This window comes from Gordonia aichiensis (genome assembly GCF_039946255.1).
GTDB classification, from domain to species: Bacteria; Actinomycetota; Actinomycetes; order Mycobacteriales; family Mycobacteriaceae; genus Gordonia; species Gordonia aichiensis_A.
In genome coordinates this window covers 1-482 of the sequence record NZ_JBCDWL010000055.1, presented here as the reverse complement: position 1 = coordinate 482, position 482 = coordinate 1, and the positions used below count along the sequence as shown (strand labels likewise).

Annotated in this window: 1 protein-coding gene; it reads right to left on the bottom strand. The window is 71.6% G+C overall.

Annotation, left to right across the window (positions count from 1 at the left end):
* Positions 1 to 304 (bottom strand): HNH endonuclease signature motif containing protein (locus tag AAFO60_RS20860; protein ID WP_432211734.1); only part of this gene is annotated, 304 nt, incomplete at its 3' end.
* Between the last annotated feature and the right edge of the window lie 178 nt (positions 305 to 482).

Below are 482 nucleotides of genomic sequence, written 5' to 3'. Positions count from 1 at the left end.
TGTCGGCCGGTGGCCGGAACCAGGGATGCCGGTCGTGGCCGATGAACACCTCCCAGCCGGTGTGATGGACGACGGTGTGGTGCATCCGGCACAGGAGCACACAGTTGTCGACCGCCGTCTCACCACCCTCCGACCAGGGCACGCAATGATGCGCATCGGTCCACGACACCGGCCGCCCGCACCCGGGGAACGCACACCCGCGATCACGCGCCTCGAGAGCCTTACGCAAAGCCACCGTCACCAGACGGTGCTCGCGGCCCACATCTAACGGCGCCGACTCCCCATCGAGCACGACCCGCCGCATCGCCGCCTCACACACCACCAGTCCCACCGTGGCCGGCGAGACCGGCCCGGTGAACCCGAGAGAAGCCACCGGCGACGCGCCCGCAGACGGACTCGGCGCGGGCCCGGCGGCCTGGGTGCGGGTGGTCTCCGTGCGGGCGGTCTCGGTGCGGGCGGTCTCGGTGTGGGTGGGGACGATC